The sequence below is a fragment of the Pseudomonas sp. Sample_20 genome, assembly GCF_004307585.1.
Classification (GTDB): domain Bacteria; phylum Pseudomonadota; class Gammaproteobacteria; order Pseudomonadales; family Pseudomonadaceae; genus Aquipseudomonas; species Aquipseudomonas atacamensis.
This window is the reverse complement of record NZ_RCOA01000062.1, coordinates 65,184-82,741: the sequence shown is the minus strand read 5'-3', so window position 1 is coordinate 82,741 and position 17,558 is coordinate 65,184. Positions and strand designations below refer to the sequence as shown.

The 17,558-nt window shown below is 61.4% G+C and carries 17 protein-coding genes; 14 read left to right on the top strand and 3 right to left on the bottom strand.

Annotated features, from left to right (window positions below):
* Positions 1–309: 309 nt before the first annotated feature.
* The 4 genes from D8U70_RS14355 to D8U70_RS14340 all read left to right on the top strand — a co-directional run bounded on the left by D8U70_RS14355 (position 310) and on the right by D8U70_RS14340 (position 3,827).
* The gene (locus D8U70_RS14355) at positions 310–1,107 is read left to right on the top strand and encodes a hydroxymethylpyrimidine/phosphomethylpyrimidine kinase (RefSeq protein ID WP_007909650.1); all 798 of its coding nucleotides are present in this window, start codon (positions 310–312) and stop codon (positions 1,105–1,107) included.
* 18 nt (positions 1,108–1,125) lie between these two features.
* Positions 1,126–1,749, top strand: a complete 624-nt coding sequence (gene thiE, locus D8U70_RS14350) for a thiamine phosphate synthase (RefSeq protein ID WP_122603844.1) — start codon at positions 1,126–1,128, stop codon at positions 1,747–1,749.
* 15 nt (positions 1,750–1,764) lie between these two features.
* Positions 1,765–3,048: a glutamate-1-semialdehyde 2,1-aminomutase gene (hemL, locus tag D8U70_RS14345; protein ID WP_016773047.1), complete on the top strand. Its 1,284-nt coding sequence runs from the start codon at positions 1,765–1,767 to the stop codon at positions 3,046–3,048.
* A 224-nt stretch (positions 3,049–3,272) separates the two neighbouring features.
* Positions 3,273–3,827 (top strand): tetratricopeptide repeat protein, encoded by a 555-nt coding sequence (locus D8U70_RS14340; protein ID WP_122506637.1) that lies wholly within the window; start codon positions 3,273–3,275, stop codon positions 3,825–3,827.
* 175 nt (positions 3,828–4,002) lie between these two features.
* On the opposite strand, the gene D8U70_RS14330 is transcribed toward D8U70_RS14340, so the two are convergent.
* Positions 4,003–4,332, bottom strand: a complete 330-nt coding sequence (locus tag D8U70_RS14330; RefSeq protein ID WP_016773045.1) for a DUF1820 family protein — start codon at positions 4,330–4,332, stop codon at positions 4,003–4,005.
* A 132-nt stretch (positions 4,333–4,464) separates the two neighbouring features.
* Here D8U70_RS14330 and miaB point away from each other — a divergent pair, with 132 nt between their 5' ends.
* From miaB to lnt, 5 genes are all read left to right on the top strand, one after another.
* Positions 4,465–5,793 (top strand): tRNA (N6-isopentenyl adenosine(37)-C2)-methylthiotransferase MiaB, encoded by a 1,329-nt coding sequence (miaB, locus tag D8U70_RS14325; RefSeq protein WP_016773044.1) that lies wholly within the window; start codon positions 4,465–4,467, stop codon positions 5,791–5,793.
* Positions 5,794–5,974: 181 nt separating this feature from the next.
* Positions 5,975–6,967: a PhoH family protein gene (locus tag D8U70_RS14320; protein ID WP_016773043.1), complete on the top strand. Its 993-nt coding sequence runs from the start codon at positions 5,975–5,977 to the stop codon at positions 6,965–6,967.
* Complete coding sequence (gene ybeY, locus D8U70_RS14315; protein WP_130929140.1) at positions 6,960–7,454, top strand: rRNA maturation RNase YbeY; 495 nt, start codon at positions 6,960–6,962, stop codon at positions 7,452–7,454. The genes D8U70_RS14320 and ybeY overlap by 8 nt, the downstream gene beginning before the upstream one ends.
* A gap of 5 nt (positions 7,455–7,459) precedes the next feature.
* Positions 7,460–8,299: an HlyC/CorC family transporter gene (locus tag D8U70_RS14310; RefSeq protein WP_007909641.1), complete on the top strand. Its 840-nt coding sequence runs from the start codon at positions 7,460–7,462 to the stop codon at positions 8,297–8,299.
* Between the two features lie 17 nt (positions 8,300–8,316).
* The gene (lnt, locus tag D8U70_RS14305) at positions 8,317–9,840 is read left to right on the top strand and encodes an apolipoprotein N-acyltransferase (protein ID WP_130929139.1); all 1,524 of its coding nucleotides are present in this window, start codon (positions 8,317–8,319) and stop codon (positions 9,838–9,840) included.
* 116 nt (positions 9,841–9,956) lie between these two features.
* Here lnt and D8U70_RS14300 read toward each other — a convergent pair whose 3' ends face one another.
* Complete coding sequence (locus D8U70_RS14300; RefSeq protein ID WP_110646101.1) at positions 9,957–10,718, bottom strand: YdcF family protein; 762 nt, start codon at positions 10,716–10,718, stop codon at positions 9,957–9,959.
* A gap of 104 nt (positions 10,719–10,822) precedes the next feature.
* Positions 10,823–11,146 (bottom strand): hypothetical protein, encoded by a 324-nt coding sequence (locus tag D8U70_RS14295; protein WP_024014441.1) that lies wholly within the window; start codon positions 11,144–11,146, stop codon positions 10,823–10,825.
* A 255-nt stretch (positions 11,147–11,401) separates the two neighbouring features.
* On the opposite strand from D8U70_RS14295, the gene leuS reads away from it, so the two are divergent.
* From leuS to D8U70_RS14270, 5 genes are all read left to right on the top strand, one after another.
* The gene (gene leuS, locus D8U70_RS14290) at positions 11,402–14,008 is read left to right on the top strand and encodes a leucine--tRNA ligase (protein WP_130929138.1); all 2,607 of its coding nucleotides are present in this window, start codon (positions 11,402–11,404) and stop codon (positions 14,006–14,008) included.
* A gap of 88 nt (positions 14,009–14,096) precedes the next feature.
* Positions 14,097–14,702 carry an LPS assembly lipoprotein LptE gene (gene lptE / locus D8U70_RS14285; protein ID WP_073475660.1) on the top strand — a complete coding sequence of 202 codons (606 nt, stop codon included), beginning with the start codon at positions 14,097–14,099 and terminating at the stop codon, positions 14,700–14,702.
* Positions 14,703–14,741: 39 nt separating this feature from the next.
* On the top strand, positions 14,742–15,779 hold the full coding sequence (holA, locus tag D8U70_RS14280) for a DNA polymerase III subunit delta (RefSeq protein WP_130929137.1): 1,038 nt from the start codon (positions 14,742–14,744) through the stop codon (positions 15,777–15,779).
* 182 nt (positions 15,780–15,961) lie between these two features.
* On the top strand, positions 15,962–16,126 hold the full coding sequence (arfA, locus tag D8U70_RS14275; protein WP_016773035.1) for an alternative ribosome rescue factor ArfA: 165 nt from the start codon (positions 15,962–15,964) through the stop codon (positions 16,124–16,126).
* Between the two features lie 61 nt (positions 16,127–16,187).
* Complete coding sequence (locus D8U70_RS14270) at positions 16,188–17,510, top strand: lytic murein transglycosylase (protein WP_073475666.1); 1,323 nt, start codon at positions 16,188–16,190, stop codon at positions 17,508–17,510.
* Positions 17,511–17,558: the final 48 nt, after the last annotated feature.

Below are 17,558 nucleotides of genomic sequence, written 5' to 3'. Positions count from 1 at the left end.
TCCAGGGCAAAGCACCGAGATAGAGCTGTTGGGTTGGTCAACTCGCGACGACAGCCTCCTTGATAGATGACCAATTGTGGCGAGGGGATTTATCCCCGTTCGGCTGCGAAGCAGTCGCCAGTCCATCCAGCGAGGTGTGTCAGAAAGGACCGGATTGCAGGGTTTGGGGCCGCTTCGCAGCCCAACGGGGATAAATCCCCTCGCCACAAATGTGCTCCAAATAAAGACTGCGGGGTTGTCCGACAATCTGCTCGCAAACACCGTGAGTACTGAACCCCAAAATCAGCTTTGGTGGTAAGCTCGCGCACCATGAATATCTACAGCTCCCGCCCCGTTGTCCTCTGTCTCTCCGGCCACGACCCCAGTGGTGGCGCCGGCTTGCAGGCAGATATCGAAGCCCTGCTCGCGCAGGGTTGCCATGCGGCTCCGGCCGTCACCGCCCTGACCGTGCAAGACACCGTCAACGTCACTGACTTCCGCGTCCTCGACCGTGAGTGGGTACTGGCCCAGGCCAACGCCGTGCTCAACGACTCCGAAGTCGCCGCAGTGAAACTGGGCATGCTCGGTTCGCTGGAGATGGTCGACACCGTGGTCGAACTGCTCTCGGCGCACCCGCACCTGCCAGTGGTCTGCGACCCGGTGCTGCGTGCCGGCGGCGGCGGACGCCTGGGCAAGGACGAGGTCGGCTACGCGATGCGCGAACGTCTGCTGCCGCTGTCGATCATTGCCACGCCCAATCTTCCTGAAGCGCGCATCCTCGCCGAACTGCCCGAAGGCACGGCCGACGAGTGCGCGGAAAAACTCCTGCCATTCGTCAAAAACCTGCTGATTACCGGCGGCCATGGCGACGAAACTGAAATCCATAACCGCGTGTACAGCCGCGACGGCCTGCGCGAAACCTTTATCTGCCAGCGCCTGCCGGGCAGCTACCACGGCTCCGGTTGCACATTGGCCAGCGCTTTGGCCGGTCGCCTGGCCCAGGGCGAGCACCTGGCCAGTGCCGTGCGCAGCGCGCTGGATTACACCTGGCGCACTTTGCGCGATGCCGAACAACTGGGCAAAGGCCAGTTCGTGCCGCGTCGCCTGCCGCTGGATTTCTGCTCGTAACGTCGTGAGGTCTGCCCGATGAAACTCCGTGGCCTGTATGCCATTACCGACAGCCAGTTGCTGACCGGCAAGTTTCTGTCTTACGTGGAGGCGGCGCTCGACGGCGGCGTCACCCTGCTGCAATACCGCGACAAGAGCAGCGACGAGGCCCGCCGTCTGCGCGAGGCCGAGGCGTTGCGCAACCTGTGCGAGCGCTACAAGACGCAACTGATCATCAACGATGACGCCGAGCTGGCCGCACGCCTCAACGTCGGCGTGCACTTGGGCCAGACCGACGGCCCGCTCTCGCCGACCCGCGCCCTGCTCGGTTCGAAAGCGATCATCGGTTCGACTTGCCATGGGCAAATCGCTCTGGCCGAACAAGCCGCCAAAGAAGGTGCGAGTTACGTTGCCTTCGGCCGCTTCTTCAATTCCACCACCAAACCCGGTGCGCCGAGTTGCAGCCTCGACTTGCTCGACGAAGCCAAACGCACGCTGCACTTGCCGATCTGCGCGATTGGCGGGATCACCCTCGATAACGCCGCGCCGCTGGTCGAGCACGGTGTCGATCTGCTCGCCGTGATCCACGGTTTGTTCGGCGCCGAGAGCAGCGCCGAAGTGACCCGCCGCGCCCGCGCCTTCAACGAACTTCTGAAAATCTGATTTGAGAGCCCGATCATGTCTCGTTCCGAAACCCTGTTTGCCAATGCTCAGAAACACATCCCCGGCGGCGTCAACTCGCCGGTGCGCGCGTTCAAGAGCGTCGGCGGCACCCCGCTGTTCTTCAAACACGCCGAAGGCGCTTACGTCACCGACGAAGATGACAAGCGTTATGTCGATTACGTGGGTTCGTGGGGCCCGATGATCCTCGGCCACAGCCATCCGGACGTGCTCGACGCGGTGCGCAATCAGCTGCAACACGGCCTGTCCTACGGCGCACCGACATCGATGGAAACCGAGATGGCCGATCTGGTCTGCTCGCTGGTGCCGTCGATGGACATGGTGCGCATGGTCAGCTCCGGCACCGAAGCGACCATGAGCGCGATCCGTCTGGCCCGTGGTTACACCGGGCGCGACAGCATCATCAAATTCGAAGGCTGCTACCACGGCCACTCCGACAGCCTGCTGGTCAAGGCCGGTTCCGGCGCTCTGACCCAAGGCGTACCGAGCTCGGCCGGCGTGCCGGCAGCGTTCGCCAAACACACCCTGACCCTGCCGTTCAACGACATCGACGCGGTTGAAGCGATGCTCGCTGAAGTGGGTGAGGACGTGGCATGCATCATCGTCGAACCGGTCGCCGGCAACATGAACTGCGTGCCGCCAGCGCCGGGCTTCCTCGAAGGTCTGCGTTCGCTGTGCGACAAGCACGGCGTGGTGTTGATTTTCGACGAAGTGATGACCGGTTTCCGCGTCGCCCTCGGCGGTGCCCAGGCGCACTACGGTGTGACGCCGGACCTGACCACGTTCGGCAAGATCATCGGCGGCGGCATGCCGGTGGGCTGCTTCGGTGGCAAGCGCGAGATCATGCAGCGCATCGCTCCGCTGGGTCCGGTGTATCAGGCCGGTACGTTGTCGGGTAATCCGCTGGCGATGGCTGCCGGCCTGACGACCCTGCGCCTGATCAGCCGCCCAGGCTTCCACGCCGAACTGACCGACTACACCGCGCGCATGCTCGACGGTCTGCAGCAGCGTGCCGATGCTGCGGGCATCCCGTTCGTGACCACTCAGGCCGGCGGCATGTTCGGTCTGTACTTCAGCGGCGCCGACGACATCGTCACCTTCGACGACGTGATGGCCAGCGACGCAGCAATGTTCGGTCGCTTCTTCCACTTGATGCTGGAAGGTGGCGTGTACCTGGCGCCGAGCGCTTTCGAAGCCGGTTTCACCTCGATCGCCCATGGCGAAGCCGAGTTGCAACTGACGCTGGACGCCGCCGAGCGTGCCTTCGCCGCATTGAAATAATCGCCGTACCGCTGACGTTGGCTATGGCCAGCGTCAGCTTTCACCTACATCGCCACGGTTTTTCCGACCTGTCTGCGCAAATCCTGCCCGAATCGGGCGATATATTCCCCACGCAGCAGAAAAACGAGTAAAGACTTTGTAAGGTTGGCCCTGCTTATTTCATAATGCGCGCTTATTGGATCCCTCGACGGGTCCGCGTGCCCTTCAGAGGTAAGTCGATTCCCATGAACCGCACCGGCCGCACCCTTGCATTGGGCTGCCTGTTGCTCCTTCAGCCCCTGCTCGCGCATGCACAAGCAGGCGGCAACTCGTTGTTGATCCCGGCGATGGGTCGTTGCACCCTCAATACTCAGCCGCAAGACGTCACGCAGGCACTGGCCGCCTGCCAGAAAGCGGCGGACGAAGGGGACGCGCAAGCGCAATACGAGTTGGGTGAGTTCTATTACGACGGCAAGAACGCGCCGCGCGACCTCAATCAAGCCCTGACCTATTTCGAAAAGGCCTCGTTGCAAGGCCACGCCCAGGCGCAATACAAGCTCGGCAGCATGTTCTTCCACGGTGAAGGTGTGCAGGCCAACAATATCCAGGCCTACATCGTGCTGAAGATGGCAGCGGTCAACGGTGCTGAAGAGGCATTGGACACGGCTGACGAAGTCTCGGAAAAGATGTCCCGCGAAGATCTCGAAACCGCCACTCAGGTGCTCGGGCAGATTTTCCGCAAATACCTGATGGAACTGCAGAACGCCGATGGGCGCACGCCATTCTCACCACTGCCATAAGCGCTGTGGAGATGACCTGTGGCGAGGGGATTTATCCCCGTTGGGCTGCGAAGCGGCCCCAAACCCTGCAACCCGGTTCTGTCTGACACATATTGCTGGATGGATTGCGACTGCTTCGCAGCCGAGCGGGGATAAATCCCCTCGCCACAACATCATTCCAAATCCAAAGCTGTGCTTACTTCTCAGGCATCGGCATCGGAAACGGCATGACATTGCCGACCGCGCCCCGGGCCTCGCTGATTTTCGGCGTGCCCAGACGCTCCACTTCGTCGATGCGCACGATCGAATGCATCGGCACAAAACTGCGCACCACGCCTTCGAATTGCGCCTTGAGCTTTTCTTCGCTCGGATCGACGACCATTTGCGTGCGCTCGCCAAAGACGAATTCTTCAACTTCCAGGAAACCCCACAGATCACTCTGATAGATCTGCTTGGCGTACATTTCGAACACCTGGCCCTGGTTGAGGAAAATCACCTTGTAGATTGGAGCTTCGCGTTTGGTCATGGCGGGCGGATAACATCGGGGTAAAAATGAGGGCGCGAACTATAGCATAGCCACCGGACGCACAGCGGTAGGAACCTGACGGCTTGTTCCCTATAATGCGCGGTTCTTTGAATCACGTGACGACCCGAATCCATGGCCAAGAAGCTTTACATCGAAACCCACGGTTGCCAGATGAACGAGTACGACAGCTCGCGCATGGTCGATCTGCTGGGCGAACATCAGGCCCTGGAAGTCACCGCTCGCGCGGAAGATGCCGACGTGATTCTGCTCAATACCTGCTCGATCCGCGAACGCGCGCAAGACCGCGTGTATTCGCAGCTCGGCCGCTGGCGCGAACTGAAGCTGGCCAACCCGGACATGGTCATCGCCGTCGGCGGTTGCGTGGCCAGTCAGGAAGGCGCAGCGATCCGTGATCGCGCTCCGTACGTCGACGTGGTGTTCGGCCCGCAGACCCTGCACCGCCTGCCGGAAATGATCGACGCCGCGCGCAGCAGCAAGCTGCCGCAGGTCGACGTGTCGTTCCCGGAAATCGAAAAATTCGACCACCTGCCGGAGCCGCGTATCGACGGCCCGAGCGCTTATGTGTCAGTGATGGAAGGTTGCAGCAAGTACTGCACGTTCTGCGTGGTGCCGTACACCCGTGGCGAAGAGGTCAGCCGACCGTTCGACGACGTGATCGCGGAAATCATTCACTTGGCCGAACACGGCGTGCGTGAAGTGACCTTGCTCGGGCAGAACGTCAACGGCTATCGCGGCCAGACCCACGACGGTCGCCTGGCCGACCTGGCCGAGCTGATTCGCGTGGTCGCCGCTGTCGATGGCATCGACCGCATCCGCTACACCACGTCGCATCCGCTGGAGTTCTCCGACAGCCTGATCCAGGCCCACGCCGAAGTGCCGGAACTGGTCAAGCACCTGCACTTGCCGGTGCAGTCGGGCTCGGACCGGATTCTCGCGGCGATGAAGCGTAACCACACGGCGCTGGAGTACAAATCCAAACTGCGCAAACTGCGCGCTGCCGTGCCGGGGATCTGCATCAGTTCGGACTTTATCGTCGGCTTCCCCGGTGAAACCGAGAAAGACTTCGAACAGACCATGAAGCTGATTGCCGATGTCGGCTTCGATTTCTCCTACTCGTTCGTTTACAGCCAGCGCCCGGGCACGCCCGCTGCCGATCTGGCCGACGACACCCCGGAAGAATTGAAGAAAGAACGTCTGAACGCGCTGCAACATCGTTTGAATCAGCAGGGCTTCGAAATCAGCCGACAAATGGTCGGTTCGATCCAGCGCATTCTGGTGACCGATTACTCGAAGAAAGACCCGGGCGAGCTCCAAGGGCGTACCGAGAATAACCGTATCGTCAACTTCCGCTGCGACAATCCCACCCTGATCGGTCAGTTCGCCGATGTGCACATCGACGCCGCGCAACCGCACTCGCTGCGTGGTTCGCTGATCCAGTAACACCATCGCATTGTGGATGGGGTTTCTGTGGTGAGGGGATTTATCCCCTCACCACAAAAGACCCCGCCAGCCACAGACAATGGGTTGGAAAGCAGCGTCGATATTTAAGAGCTTTCGCACCCACGCCACTGGCGTTATCCTTGATTTCATCCTAATTGCCCCAGGGCGGCTAAATACGACCTTGAACGCACCCATCGAACCACATCGTTTTCTCCTCGAGCCTTTTGAGGCTCGCCGCTTCGCCAATCTGTGCGGGCAATTCGACGAGCATTTGCGCTTGATCGAACAGCGCCTGGCCATCGAGATCCGCAATCGCGGAAACCAGTTCGAGCTGATTGGCGATCCAAAACTCACCACGTCCGCAGAAAACCTGCTGCGCCGCCTGTACCGGGAAACCAAGGGTACCGAGCTGTCGCCAGACCTGGTGCACCTGTTCATTCAGGAATCAGCAGATATCGACAACCCGGCCCCTGCCGAAGCGACCGTCGCCCTGCGCACCAAGAAAGGCATGATTCGCCCACGCGGCTTGAATCAGCAGCGCTACGTGAAGGAAATCCTCGGCAACGACATCAACTTCGGCATCGGCCCGGCGGGTACCGGCAAGACCTATCTGGCCGTGGCCTGCGCGGTAGATGCGCTCGAGCGCGAGCAGATCCGCCGCATCCTGCTGGTGCGTCCGGCGGTCGAAGCGGGGGAAAAACTCGGCTTCCTGCCCGGCGACCTGTCGCAGAAGATCGACCCGTACCTGCGCCCGCTCTACGACGCGCTGTACGAAATGCTCGGTTTCGAATACGTCGCCAAGTTGATCGAGAAACAGGTGATCGAAGTCGCGCCGCTGGCCTACATGCGCGGTCGTACGCTGAACAACAGCTTCATCATTCTCGACGAAAGCCAGAACACCACCGTCGAGCAGATGAAGATGTTCCTCACGCGGATCGGCTTCGGCTCCACCGCCGTGATCACTGGCGACATCACCCAGGTCGACCTGCCGCGCGGCACCAAGTCCGGCTTGCACCATGTGATAGAAGTGCTCAAAGACGTGCCGGGCATCAGCTTCACCCACTTCCAGCCCAAAGACGTCGTGCGCCACCCGTTGGTGCAGCGGATCGTCGAGGCCTACGAGCGCTTCGAGACCCGTGCCGAAGCTGCGAAGGAAGCCTCGCGCGATGCTTGAGCTGGATCTGCAAATCGCCACCGAGGCCAGCGCGCCGAGTGAAGCCGAGTTCCGTCAGTGGTGCGAACTGGCCCTGCGCCAGCGCAGCGCTGATTCGGAAATGACCATTCGTCTGGTCGACGAGGAAGAAGGCCGCGAGCTCAATCACACCTGGCGCCACAAGGACTACGCGACCAATGTGTTGTCGTTCCCGGCGGAAGTGCCAGACGAATTTCTCGATATCCCGCTGCTCGGCGATCTGGTGATCTGCGTGGCCGTGGTCGAACGCGAAGCCGCCGAGCAGGGCAAGGAACTAAAGGCCCACTGGGCACATCTGGTCATTCACGGCTGCTTGCATCTGCTGGGTTACGACCATATAGATGACGACGAAGCCGAAGAAATGGAAGCACTGGAACGCGAGTTGCTTGCTGAACTGGGCTATCCCGATCCGTACGCGGATGACGAAACCGAACACACCCCCATCGTTACAACAAAGGATTCAGAGTAATCGCTATGAGCGAAGATCGATCGAGCAACGGGCAGAAGTCATGGCTGGGTAAACTGACCCAGGCTTTTGCCCACGAGCCGAAGAACCGTCAGGAGCTCCTCGAGCTGCTGCGTGATGCACATCAGAACAAACTGCTGGACAGCGAAGCGCTGGCCATCGTCGAAGGCGCCATCCAGGTGGCTGACCTGCAAGTTCGCGACATCATGGTGCCGCGCTCGCAGATGATCAGCATCAAGGCGACCCAGACACCCCGCGAATTCCTCCCCGCCGTGGTCGACTCGGCCCACTCGCGCTATCCGGTCATCGGCGAAAGCCATGACGACGTGATGGGCGTGCTGCTGGCCAAGGATCTGCTGCCGCTGATCCTCAAGGAAAACGGCGACAGCTTCAACATCAAGGACCTGCTGCGCCCGGCCACCTTCGTGCCGGAGTCCAAGCGCCTGAACGTGTTGCTGCGTGAATTCCGCGCCAACCACAACCACATGGCCATCGTCATCGACGAATACGGCGGTGTGGCCGGCCTGGTGACCATCGAAGACGTGCTGGAACAGATCGTCGGCGACATCGAGGACGAGCACGACGTCGAAGAAGACAGCTACATCAAGCCCCTGCCCAGCGGTGATTTCCTGATCAAGGCGTTGACGCCGATCGAGAACTTCAACGAGTTCTTCGACAGCGAATTCTCCGACGACGAGTTCGATACCGTTGGCGGTCTGGTGATGAGCGCGTTCGGCCACTTGCCAAAACGCAACGAAATCACTGAAATCGGCGCCTATCGCTTCCGCATCCTGAACGCCGACAGCCGTCGGATTCATTTGCTGCGACTGACCCCAATCGCCCGGTAAGAAATCTAAGGACTGAAATGCGCTGGACAACCCGCCCCGGCTGGCCCGGTAACCTGCTGGCCGTGGCGGCCGGTGCAATCACCACATTCGCTCTCGCACCGTTCGACATCTGGCCGCTGGCATTGCTGGCGGTTGGTCTGTTCTATGCCGGTTTGCGTGAGCTGAGCCCGCGTCAGGCGCTCGGCCGTGGCTGGTGCTTCGGCTTCGGCCTGTTCGGTGCCGGCACCAGTTGGATCTATTACAGCATCCACCACTTTGGTGGCGCTTCGGTGTTGCTCGCCGGGTTCTTGATGCTGCTGTTCACCGCGGCGATTGCCTGGTTCTTCGCCCTGCCCGCGTGGCTGTGGGCACGCTGGTTGCGGCGTAACGAAGCACCGCTGGCGGATGCCTTGGCGTTTGCGGCGTTGTGGGTCGGCCAGGAAGCTTTTCGCGGCTGGTTCCTCACCGGTTTCCCATGGCTTTATTCCGGTTACAGCCAGCTCGACGGCCCGCTGGCCGGGCTCGCTCCGGTGGGCGGCATGTGGCTGGTATCGTTTGTTCTGGCACTGACCGCAGCGCTGATCTACAACGCGTCGCGCTTGTTGCAGGCGCGACGCAAGGGTTTCATCACGGCCGGTGTGGTACTTCTGGCGGGGCCTTGGGTAGCAGGCATCGCCCTCAAAGGCCACGCGTGGACCAGCCCGTCCGGCGCACCGCTGACCGTGGCCGCAATTCAGGGCAACGTCGCGCAGAGCATGAAATGGGACCCGGCCGAGCTCAACGCGCAACTGGCGCTGTACCGTGATCTGAGCTTCCGCTCCAAACCGGTCGATCTGCTGATCTGGCCGGAAACCGCCGTGCCGGTATTGAAGGAGTCCGCCGAGGGCTACCTGACGATGATGGGCAACTTCGCCGCCGAGCGTAAGTCGGCGTTGATCACCGGCGTGCCGATCCGTCAAACCGTGCATCACGAGCGGCGCTTCTTCAACGGCATCACCGTGGTCGGCGAAGGCGACGGCACTTACCTGAAGCAGAAACTGGTGCCGTTCGGCGAGTACGTGCCGTTGCAGGACCTGTTGCGCGGCTTGATCGCGTTCTTCGACCTGCCGATGTCGGACTTCGCTCGCGGCCCGTCGGATCAAGCGCTCTTGCAGGCCAAGGGTTACCAGATCGCACCGTTTATCTGCTACGAAGTGGTCTATCCGGAATTCGCCGCTGGCCTGTCGGCACGCAGTGATCTGTTGCTGACGATCAGCAACGACACCTGGTTCGGCACGTCCATCGGCCCGCTGCAGCATTTGCAGATGGCGCAGATGCGCGCGCTGGAAGCCGGACGCTGGATGATCCGCGCGACCAACAACGGCGTTACCGGCCTGATCAATCCGTTCGGCCAGATCACCGAGCAGATTCCGCAGTTCGAACAAGGCGTGTTGTATGGCGAAGTGGTGCCGATGCACGATCTGACGCCGTATCTGCAATGGCGCTCGTGGCCGTTGATCGCGTTGTGCCTGCTGCTGTTTGGCTGGGCGCTGATGGCCAGCCGCATGTCGAAGACCCTCTGAGAAATGTGACAAGGGGATTTATCCCCGCTGGAGTGCGCAGCAGTCCCCTCTTCTGAAGGTAAGAGAGGGGCCGCTACGCGCGCCATCGGGGATAAATCCCCTCGCCACAATGATCTTCAGCGGTAAAACAACGAGTACCCCACCTGCCCCACCGCTTCATTGAGCAATTGCCCGCTCTGCCAGATCGACTTGAATTCCGGCAACCAGCCGCCAAACGGGCGAGCGTTATCGGTACCGAGGAAACCCACCGGTGCCGGCACCACCTCAAAACCCGCCTGCTCAAAGCTCCACACCGCACGCGGCATGTGCCACGCCTGCGTCACCACGACGACCCGCTTGATCCCCTGGGGCAAGAGAATATCTGCCGTCATCTTCGCGTTCTCCCATGTGGTGCGGCTCTCGCCTTCCTGCCAGCGCACCGTTACGGCGAAATCATCACGCAACGAATCTGCCATCAATTTCGCTTCGGTCGGCGGCGTGCCGTAGTGCAGGCCGCCGCTGGTCAGGATCGGCAGGCCCGAGGCCTTGGCCAGGCGTGCGGCGTAACGCTGACGCTCAAGGCCGACGCCGGTCGGCTGGTCTTCGCCCCAGGCCAGATCACCGCGCTCACGCCCCGAGCCCAGCACCACAATCGCATCGGCGCGTTGCGCCAGCGTTGCCCATTCCTGCCGCGCCAGCGGCGGCTCTCGTTCCAGCGCCTTGGCGCTCCACTGCACGACCACCGGCAGGCTCATCAGCAGCAGGCCACCAAAGCCAAGGGCAAAACACACGCCAGCCAGCCGTGGCCGTGAGCGGCGCAGCCACCAGGCGGCCAGCAACAGCAGCAAAAGAATGCCGGGCGGCAATAAAAGTTGTTTGATGAAATAGCGAAAGGGCATCGGGCATCTCCAAAGATGCCCGAAGCCTAAGAGTGTTGATTACGCGTTACAACCAATAGGCGGGATCCTGTTGCAAAAGATCCGTTTCATGACCTGCCATGCGCTTACTTGGCCTGCACAGAACGCACCTTGCCGGTGTCTCTGCGCGGCGCCTTGTCCTTGAGCCAGATGACCTTGGCCGAATGTGCTGCATCGAGCTGCTTCACTGCTTGAGACAGGCATCCCTGCGTTTCACGTTCACTGCGATCCAGATAGGCCTTGACCAGTTTGAACTCGGCGGGACTCAAGCCACGCAATTCCAGTTCCAGGGGGCGCTCGTCGCGCAGCCGGTCAGCGGTTTTCACGGCGTCCAGCGCCATGCCCAGACGATCGATCAACCTTTCATACAACTCGGGTTTCGTTACGTTCTTTTTCCGTTGCTCCACCATCCCTCACCTCATTGAAGATAAGACTCACTCCCCAATTAGAGCTTAGCTTCGCTGCACGAACCGGCTACACGCCGCGACCAACGGCCCTCGTCGTCCAAAAGGTCGGGCAAACAGCTGTAATCAGGGTTTCCCTCGGCCAAGCGCGGTCATGTATGCTACGGCGCTTCCTGTCATTCCACTTCCAGCGCACCCGGGCCATCCCGGATGCCGCCGTCGAAGAGGATTAGGCCACCCCTATCCAGTACAAAAGTAGCCATGCACGAACAATATCAGCCACGTGAGATCGAAGCCGCCGCCCAGTCGTTCTGGGATGAGCAAAAGTCCTTTGAAGTCAGTGAACAGCCAGGCAAGGAAACCTACTACTGCCTGTCGATGTTCCCTTACCCCAGCGGCAAGCTGCACATGGGCCACGTGCGCAACTACACCATTGGCGACGTGATCTCGCGCTACCAGCGCATGCAGGGCAAGAATGTTCTGCAGCCCATGGGTTGGGATGCGTTCGGCATGCCGGCGGAAAACGCCGCAATGAAAAACAACGTAGCGCCCGCCAAGTGGACCTACGAGAACATCGCCTACATGAAGTCGCAGCTGCGCAGCCTCGGCCTCGCGGTGGACTGGTCCCGTGAAGTGACCACCTGCAAGCCGGACTACTACCGCTGGGAACAATGGCTGTTCACGCGCCTGTTCGAAAAAGGCGTGATCTACCGCAAGAACGGCACCGTGAACTGGGACCCGGTCGACCAGACCGTTCTGGCCAACGAGCAAGTCATCGACGGCCGTGGCTGGCGCTCCGGCGCGCTGATCGAAAAGCGCGAAATCCCGATGTACTACTTCAAGATCACCGCTTACGCCGACGAGCTGCTGGAAAGCCTCGATGAACTGACTGGCTGGCCGGAACAGGTCAAGACCATGCAGCGCAACTGGATCGGCAAGTCCCGTGGCATGGAAGTGCAGTTCCCGTACAACGTCGATTCGATCGGCGAAGCCGGCACCCTGAAAGTCTTCACCACCCGTCCGGACACCCTGATGGGCGCGACCTACGTCGCCGTGGCTGCCGAGCACCCGCTGGCCACCCTGGCCGCGCAGAACAATCCCGAGCTGCAAGCGTTCATCGCTGAATGCAAGGGCGGCAGCGTCGCTGAAGCCGATGTCGCCACCCAGGAAAAGAAAGGCCTGCCGACCGGCCTGTTCGTCGAGCACCCGCTGACCGGCGAGAAGCTGCCGGTGTGGGTCGCCAACTACGTGCTGATGCACTACGGCGACGGTGCGGTCATGGCGGTTCCGGCGCACGACGAGCGCGATTTCGAATTCGCTCACAAGTACAACCTGCCGGTGAAATCGGTGGTGCGCACCAGCTCCGGTGACAGCAACCCGGCGCCGTGGCAAGACGCTTACGGCGAGCACGGCACGCTGATCAACTCCGGTGAGTTCGACGGCCTCGACTTCGCCGGCGCGTTCGACGCCATGGAAGTGGCGCTGATCAAGAAACAACTGGGCGCCTCGCGCACCCAGTTCCGCCTGCGCGACTGGGGCATCAGCCGCCAGCGCTACTGGGGCTGCCCGATCCCGATCATCCACTGCGCCACGTGCGGCGACGTGCCGGTGCCGGAAGATCAACTGCCGGTCGTATTGCCGGAAGACGTGGTGCCGGACGGCGCCGGTTCGCCGCTGGCGCGCATGCCCGAGTTCTACGAATGCAGCTGCCCGAAATGCGGCGCGCCGGCCAAGCGTGAAACCGACACGATGGACACCTTCGTCGAGTCGTCGTGGTACTACGCCCGTTACGCCTCGCCGCATTTTGAAGGTGGCCTGGTAGAAAAATCCGCAGCCGATCACTGGCTGCCGGTGGATCAGTACATCGGTGGTATCGAACACGCCATTCTCCACCTGCTTTACGCGCGCTTCTTCCACAAGCTGATGCGTGACGAAGGTCTGGTCAGCTCCAATGAGCCCTTCAAGAACCTGCTGACCCAGGGCATGGTGATCGCCGAGACTTACTATCGTCGCGAAGCCAATGGTGCCTACACCTGGTTCAACCCGGCGGACGTGGAGCTTGAGCGTGACAGCAAAGCCAAGGTGATCAGCGCCAAGCTGAAATCCGACGGCCTGCCGGTGGAAATCGGCGGTACCGAGAAGATGGCCAAGTCGAAGAACAACGGCGTCGACCCGCAGTCGATGATCGACCAGTTCGGCGCCGACACCTGCCGTCTGTTCATGATGTTCGCCTCGCCGCCTGACATGAGCGCGGAATGGTCCGATTCCGGCGTTGAAGGTTCGCACCGTTTCCTCAAGCGCGTCTGGCGTCTTGCGCAAGCCCACGTCACCCAGGGCCTGCCGGACAAACTGGATATCGCCGCGCTGAACGACGAACAGAAAACCGTGCGTCGTGCGATTCACCTGGCGATCAAGCAGGCCAGCCATGACGTCGGCCAGAACCACAAATTCAACACCGCCATCGCTCAGGTGATGACGCTGATGAACGTGCTGGAAAAAGCCGCCCAAGGCACCGAACAGGACCGCGCGCTGCTGCACGAAGGTCTGGAAGCGGTGACCCTGCTGCTGGCACCGATCACCCCGCACATCAGCCACGAACTGTGGAAGCAGTTGGGTCACGCCGATGCGGTGATCGATGCAGGCTGGCCGGCCGTGGACGAAAGTGCCTTGGTGCAGGACAACCTGACCCTGGTCATTCAGGTCAACGGCAAGCTGCGCGGGCAGATCGAAATGCCGGCCAGCGCCACCCGCGAAGAGATCGAAGCCGCCGCGCGCGTCAACGAAAACGTGCTGCGTTTCGTCGACGGCCTGACCATTCGCAAAGTGATCGTGGTGCCGGGCAAACTGGTCAACATCGTCGCCAGCTAAATTGGATCGGCTGCCAGGCTCGCCTGGCAGCCAGTAAAACCTTTCGGGCCGCAGAGTCGGCTCACCTGGTTTCAAGGGGAGCAACACAATGATCAAACGCAATCTGCTGGTGATGGGCCTCGCCGTTCTGCTGAGCGCCTGCGGTTTCCAGTTGCGTGGTACCGGCACCAACGAACTGTCGATCAAGGAAATCGACCTGAGCGCGCGTAACGCTTATGGCGAAACCGTAAGACAGCTGCGTCAGACGCTGGAGTCCAGCGGCGTCAAGGTTTACAGCGGCGCGCCGTACAAGCTGTATCTGGCTGACGAGCAGGAAAGCCAGCGCATTCTCAGCTATGCCGGTGCCGGGCGCACAGGCGAGTATCAGGTCAACACTGTGCTGAGCTATGACATCCGCGGCGACAAAGACCTGTCCCTGCTTAGCGACAAGCTCGAAGTGCAGAAGGTGTTCATTCACGACGGCAACAACCTCGTCGGCTCCGATCAGGAAGCCAACGACGCCCGTCATGAAATCCGTCGCGAGCTGGTGCAACGCATGATGCTGCGCCTGTCGCAGCTGACCCCGGGCCAGTTGCAGCAACTGCAGCAAACCGCCAACGACCGCGCCAAGGCTGAAGCCGATGCGCTGGAAGCGGCGCAGAAGGCTGAGGCGGAAACTCCGCGTCAGTCGCCGCTCGAAATCCCGCAGCAGTAAGACGGCCGGGGTGCTCAGGCGCCCCGCTCGCCCTTCTTTATGAAGCTCGCTCCCGCGCAACTCGGCAAACACCTGCAAGGCGCACTCGCGCCGGTTTACATCATCAGCGGCGATGATCCGTTGCTGTGTCAGGAAGCCGCCGACGCCATCCGCACCGCTGCCCGTCAGCAAGGTTTCGACGAACGTCAGGTGTTCGCCGCCGATGCCAATTTCGATTGGGGTACGTTGCTGCAGGCCGGCGCAAGCATGTCGCTGTTCGCCGAAAAACGCCTGCTGGAACTGCGCCTGCCATCCGGTAAACCTGGCGACAAAGGCGCCGCCGCGCTGATCGAATACTGCTCACGCCCCGCTGAAGACACTGTCCTGCTGATCAGCTTGCCGAAGCTCGATGGCAGCGCGCAGAAAACCAAGTGGGGCAAGGCACTGGTCGAAGGCCAGCAAACCCAGTTCGTGCAGATCTGGCCGGTGGATGCCAATCAGCTGCCGAGCTGGATTCGTCAGCGCCTGTCCCAGGCAGGCCTGTCGGCCAGTCAGGACGCCGTCGAATTGATTGCCGCGCGTGTCGAAGGCAACCTGCTCGCCGCCGCCCAGGAAATCGAAAAGCTCAAACTGATGGCCGAAGGTGGGCAGATCACCATCGAAACCGTGCAGGCCGCCGTAGCCGACAGTGCCCGGTTCGACGTGTTCGGCCTGACCGACGCGGTGCTCAACGGCGAACCGGCCCACGCCTTGCGCATGCTTGAGGGCCTGCGCGGCGAAGGCGTCGAACCGCCGGTGATCCTCTGGGCACTGGCGCGGGAGTTGCGCCTGCTGGCCAACATTTCCCTGCAATACAGCCAGGGCACGCCACTGGACAAGTGTTTCAGCCAATCGAAACCGCCGGTCTGGGACAAGCGCAAGCCGCTGATGAGCAAGGCACTGCAACGCTACTCGGCGCAACGCTGGGCGCAATTGTTGCTCGAAGCGCAGCGTATCGACGCGCAGATCAAGGGCCAGGCGGCGGGTTCGCCGTGGATGAGCTTGAGTCGTCTGGCGTTGTTGATGGCTGGCCGGCGCCTGACACTTCCTGCCGAATAACCTGTTTCCCGCATAACGGCCATTCGCGAGCAAGCTCGCTCCCACATTGAAATGCATTCCAAATGTGGGAGCGAGCTTGCTCGCGAAAGCGCCAGAACATTCCTACGCAACAGGCACTGGACAGACGCCCAACATCGGCAGATTATTTGCCGCGCCAAACCCACTCAATCCAGAGAACCCTCATGAGCAAAAAGCCAGCAAAGCATGGCCCCAACAAGGCCAAATCCATCGTCGCCCAGCCCTTGTTCCGCAGCCGCCAGGAACGACCAGCCAAGGGCAAAGGCAGCTACCGCCGCGAAGCCTTCCGGTCTGACAACCGGGAGGCTTTTTACTTTCTGGCTGCCTGAAGCGCACCACCCCCCGCTCATGTTAAGGTCTGCACCTGATTCGTTTCCCCTGGAACTGTGCATGCCCCCAAGTCTTTCCCGTCGTTGGCCCGTGCGCCAATTGATCGCTGCCTCCAGCTTCATCCTGCTTGTCGCCTGCGCGGAAAAACCCACCGCCGCCGATGCACAACCGCTTCAAGCCGCCCCGGTTACCACGGCCCCAGCGATTATTCCGCCGGTAGTGCCGTCCGCCGACCCGCTCGATATTCAACCGACCCAGACCTTTGCCGAATGGCAGGCGGGCTTCCGCAAGGACGCCCTCGCCGCCGGGATTCGCCCCGAGCTGTTCGATCGGGCATTTGCCAACATCAGCTTCGACGCCAGCGTGATCCGTGCGGATCGCAGTCAGCCGGAGTTTTCCCGCCCGGTGTGGGAATACCTCGACGGCGCGCTGTCGCCATTGCGCGTCCGCAAGGGCCAGGCGCTGATCAACCAGTACGCCGACATTCTGCAAAGCATCGAACAGCGTTATGGCGTTGATCGCCAGGCGCTGGTGTCGGTGTGGGGCATGGAAAGCAATTTCGGCCAGTTCCAGGGCAGCAAGTCGGTGATCAATTCGCTGGCCACCCTCGCCTACGAGGGGCGTCGTCCGGGCTTTGCTCACGCGCAACTGATCGCCGCCCTGCAGATTCTGCAACAGGGCGATATCACCCCGGAGAAAATGCTCGGCTCCTGGGCCGGCGCGATGGGCCAGACCCAGTTCATTCCGACCACTTACAACACCCACGCCGTGGACTTTGACGGTGACGGTCGCCGCGACATCTGGGGCAGCCCGGCCGATGCGCTGGCCTCGACCGCGCATTACCTGCAAAGCTCGGGCTGGCAACGCGGCCAGCCGTGGGGTTTCGAAGTGCAATTGCCGAGCGGTTTCAACTACACGCTGGCCGATGGCGCGATTCGCAAAAGCGTCGCCGAATGGCGGCAACTGGGTGTGAACCTGCCCAATGGTGCGCAGGTGCCAGCCGGTTCCGAACAACTGTCCGCCGCCCTGCTGCTGCCGGCCGGTTATCGCGGCCCGGCGTTCCTGATCCTCGACAACTTCCGGGCGATTCTCAAGTACAACAATTCGTCGTCGTATGCGCTGGCGGTGAGCCTGTTGTCCGAGCGCTTTGAAGGCGCGGGCCTGATCAATGGCGACTGGCCGAAAGATGATCTGCCGCTGAGCCGCACCGAGCGCATCGAACTGCAGACGCTATTGAGCGCGCGTAATTACGACGCCGGCACAGCGGACGGGATTATCGGCGCCAATACCCGCAAGGCCATTCGCAGTGCCCAGCAGGCGCTGGGCTGGCCGGCGGATGGGTATCCGACGCACAAGTTGCTTGAGAGCCTGCGCGCCCAATAAAAGCATCGCGGGCTTGCCCGCGATGACTGAATGTCAGGCGACCAATTT